Here is a 4,604-nt window from a genome sequence, read left to right as displayed (position 1 = left end):
GAAGATGTGACCTTCACGTTTAATCCTGCCTTCGGATTCGAAGTGGATAAGGTCACGGTGAACGACGAAGCAGTCGAAGTAAAAGACAATACGTACACCATTCAGAAGGTTACCGCCAGCGGCACCACAATCCACGCCACCTTCAAGGCGGCTGCAAACGCAGGAGAGCTGCCATTCACGGTGTATAACGACATCTTCTCTGTCGGCAACGTGACGACAGCAGCGATCATCGACCTTGGCGAAGGCAACGCGGCCAACCTGGCTGACTTGAACGCAGATATGTTCACGGCAGCTGGCAAGAGCACAAGGCTTGACGGTACGACCAACATTTTCGACGGGTTCCGCAATATTACCAGAGTCTATGTCAATGACGCTCCTGAGCCGCTTGGTTACATCTCGCCCGCACCGGGCTCGGATAACCTCGTCAAGGATACGCCAGCGAGCGGACGCTACATTATCGTAGAGTTTGAGTTCTGGAATGCCAATGGTTACACCTCCGGCGCGATGGTTTCCGGCAACCTGCAAAACGCCTTCTCGGCGATCCTTAATTACCGCATCAACGTGGATCGCGAGATCAAGCTGACTGACGGTTCGACGATTACGCCGAGATTCACGCAGACAGCGGTCGTCAACCCGGCGCTCAACAAGTTTGTCCCGGACAAAACGAATCCGGACGGAACCGGCAGCATGGACATCCTGATCTCGATCGACGAGTCCTGGAAAGAGAATGGTCCGCTTCCGCTGTTCATCTACAACCATGGCGGTGGCCGCGGCGGCCCAGCGGGCGACTACTTCGCACCCATGGCAACCGCGAATGGCGCAGCTGTACTCTCCAAACGCCAACTGGAGAACCCAGGCAAGTACAACGCGCACATTATAGCTGCGCAGAACCATGCGAACAATCAGGAAAATAATGAGGCGCTTATCGCTTACGTGGAAAAACTGGCTGCTGAGGGCAAGGTGGATCCGAACCGTGTCTATATGTCCGGCTTCTCGATGGGCAGCATGTACACACTCGGCTTCTATAGCCGCAATCCCGAGTTCCTGGCAGCGATCGTTCCGCTTGCAGGCGGCAGCTTGCCAACCGTGGAACAGCTTACTGCGAATCCTGAGCTCGCCAAAACGTCCATTTGGGCGCATACCCATAAGAATGACGGCGCCGGTACAACCTGGACGACATATTTCACAACAGGCGCAGGCGCAAGCGGTTTATTTGCAAATGCCAACGTGAATGTCCTGGATACCAACCAGGCCTTTAACTTCCCGTACTATGGCTATGACTGGACGCCGCACGAAACCGAAGCTCAAGTGTACAGCAACCGTCTTGGCCAATCCAACGCCAGCTTCCGATATGGCCCAAGCCAAGAAGCGTTCGCTGAGAAGAACATTTTTGATTGGATGTTCGCACAGAACAGAAAAGGCACGACCAGCTCGGCCACGTTGACAGGTCCGGATGTGGTGCAAACTGGCGCTACCTTTGATGTGACCTATGGACTGGAAGGCTTGAAGCAGGACGTATATGCGCAAGACATTACGGTCGAATACGACGCTGATAAGCTCGAGCTTGTCGGTCAGCCAGTATCCGTGGATTCAAACAAGTTTGCTATTGTTGGTACAAAAAACGAACCAGGCAAGATTCGTATTCTGGGCACTCATCTGAATGAGAGCATAAACAACCCGAATCAGAACCTGTTCAAGCTTAGCTTCAAGGCAAAGGATACCGCCGGTGTTGCGGATATCGCAGTCACGCTTCTCATCCTTGCCGATGGCGAGGGAGTAGAGGCAGAGATTGACGGCGATACGCACAAAGTGGAGATTCGCAAGCCTGTCATCCCAGGCGACTTCAACAACGACAACCGCGCAAGCGTAGGCGACCTGGCTCTGATGGCCAAAGCTTATGGTAAATCTTCGACTAGCTCGGATTGGAATGACGTGAAGAAATTCGACCTGAATAATGACGGCACGATCGACATCGAAGACCTTTCCGCATTGGCTCGTCTTATTCTTCAGTAAGCTATATAACACGGGGGCCGGCGTGATGCCGACCTCCGTTTCTCCACTCTTCAAAATTCACAGAAAAGGATCGATCCCATGATGAGACTGAGACGTAAAGTGCTAGGCCTATATTTAGCTCTGATGCTATCGCTAGCTATCATTCCGTTCACCGTGTTTGCCCAGGATGCTTCCTTTACCTTAACTGTAGACAATGAACGCCCAGCAGTCGGTCAGACGATCCAGGTTACCGTAACTGGAGACCACTTGACCGATGTGTACGGCTATGAAATAAAGCTGACCTTTGATCCAAGTCGCTTGCGTTATGTGAAAGCGGAAAGCTCCTTGCAGGGCTTCTCCGTTCCGATGGCTCCCGAGGGTGGAGAGCTTGTATTCGCCCATACGAAGATTGGCAAGGTTGCTGGTGAAAACGGAAGGGTGGTTCTGGCTACGCTTACGTTTGAGGCCATCGGTACAAGCAATGACCCGACAGCGATCGAACTGAAGCAGGCGAAGCTTGTGAAGAGCGACCTGACCGCAACGAATCCAGTAGCTAATGTAAAGCTGAGCGTGCTACCTGCCGATATCACCCCACCGCCAACGGTAAGCTTCACTGACCTTGATAACCACTGGGCGAAGCAGGAGATCGAAAGAGCAGCGGGACTTGGTTTCGTGAACGGTTATCCCGACGGCACGTTCCGCCCGCAAAATAATGTCACCCGAGCAGAGTTTATCGTGATGATCGCCCGGGCGATGGAGCTTACGTCCAAAGGCGGGGAAGCTTTTGATTTTGCCGATCTGGACGCGATTCCGGATTGGGCTAGACCGTCTGTTACAGAAGCCCAATTGGCGGGCGTGATTACGGGATACGAAGACGGAACCTTCCGTCCGAACCAGCTGATCAACCGCACCGAAATGGCAGCCATGGTTATGCGGGCATTAAATATGGTGCCTGATCAAGGATTGAAGCCGACATTTGCCGATACCGACAGCATTGCAGCCTGGGCTCACCCCTTCGTTGCTGCGGCAGCGGATGCGGGGCTGATCAACGGCAGAGGCAATAATTTATTTGTGCCTGCGGCTAACGCGACTCGCGCGGAGGCAGTGGTCTTAATTTTGAGAATGATGGACTTTGAATCGAATCAGTGATCCGGAGACCACAAAAAAGAAAAAGGAGTTGTAGCTCAATGCGTAGAATGGTGGCTCTCTTGGTTTGCTTTGCAATGCTAGCAGGTTTAGTTGTGTCGGGCCATGCGGAGGCAGCGCAAGGACCAATCGACACGTGGAGGCAGGTCGACCCTGCGAATGTCGAGATTGGCAAAAGCTATCTCGTAGTTTCCGAGCACGGCGCGTTATCTAACGCTCAAGCGACAATCAAAACACCTGGCGACGTCACCGGCGACACGCAGGTTGGCATGGCTTCGAAGCCTGTCACTATCGAAGGGGACCTCATTACATCCGAAGTAACAGACGACATGATCTGGCAGTTTGGCCGTGGCGCCAACACGGCGGCGGCATCCGGCGGTCTGGGCGAAGGCTCGGGCTACTATCTGTTAAACAACGCTCCCGGCCCAGGCGCGGGCAAGGAACCGCTGAGACGGGAATCGAGCTTTAACGCCCAGCATGCGCCGCTCAACACAACGGGCGCAGCTATCAATGGCAACCAGCAGAGCATGCTGCTGCATGTGCTGGATGAAGAGGAAGGCACCGTGTCCCTGTACATATGGGGTGGGAATAACCAGTGGAACTTTGCTCTGACGAGCACGGAAGACGGCTTCACCTCCAAGAGCAGGGCGGCAAACACGACGAGCGCCGCGCAACTGCTGGAGCAGATCAAGGAGACACCGGCCCTGCGGCTGTATGAGCCGAACGTGACCGCGGGCGTTCAGCACTATGTCATGGCATCGACCGGCGCGAATGGCAGTATGAGCCCGTCCTCCCTGACCGGCCATGTCTGGGTCAACGATGGCGAAGATGTGACCTTCACGTTCAACCCTGCCTTCGGATTCGAAGTGGATACCGTTACGGTGAACGACGAAGAAGTGGCTATGACAGACAACACGTACACCATTCAGAAGGTTACTGCCAGCGGCACCACGATCCACGCCACATTCAAGGCGGCTGCAAACGCAGGAGAGCTGCCGTTCACGGTGTATAACGACATCTTCTCTGTCGGCAACGTGACGACAGCGGCGATCATCGACCTTGGCGAAGGTAACGCGGCCAACCTGGCCGACTTGAACGCCGACATGTTTACGGCAGCTGCCATGAACACAAGGCTGGATGGCTCGACACTCATTTTCGATGGCTATCGTAATATTACCAGAGTGTATGTCAACGACGCTCCCGAGCCGCTTGGGTACCTGTCGCCCGCACCGGGATCTGAGGATCTCGTAACCGATACGCCGGCTAGCGGACGCTACATCATCCTCGAATTTGAGTTTTGGGATGCTTACGGCTACACCTCCGGCGCGATGGTTTCCGGCAACCTGCAAAACGCCTTCTCGGCGATCCTCAATTACCGCATCAACGTGGATCGCGAGATCAAGCTGACTGACGGTTCGACGATTACGCCGAGATTCACGCAGACAGCGGTCGTCAACCCGGCGCTC

General features: G+C 54.5%; 2 protein-coding genes and 1 pseudogene. All 3 read left to right on the top strand.

The window, feature by feature from the left end:
• Positions 1 to 2,013, top strand: a 2,013-nt coding sequence (locus tag PA598K_RS06065; protein ID WP_128656111.1) for a cohesin domain-containing protein, incomplete at its 5' end; no start/stop codon positions are given.
• A 78-nt stretch (positions 2,014 to 2,091) separates the two neighbouring features.
• On the top strand, positions 2,092 to 3,141 hold the full coding sequence (locus PA598K_RS06060; RefSeq protein WP_260405295.1) for an S-layer homology domain-containing protein: 1,050 nt from the start codon (positions 2,092 to 2,094) through the stop codon (positions 3,139 to 3,141).
• A 92-nt stretch (positions 3,142 to 3,233) separates the two neighbouring features.
• Positions 3,234 to 4,604: pseudogene (locus PA598K_RS06055) on the top strand (hypothetical protein); the annotation flags it as partial.

Source organism: Paenibacillus sp. 598K (assembly GCF_003851045.1).
GTDB lineage: Bacteria > Bacillota > Bacilli > Paenibacillales > Paenibacillaceae > Paenibacillus_D.
The sequence above is the reverse complement of the archived record's forward strand: the minus strand, read 5'-3'. Positions and strand labels throughout refer to the sequence as shown.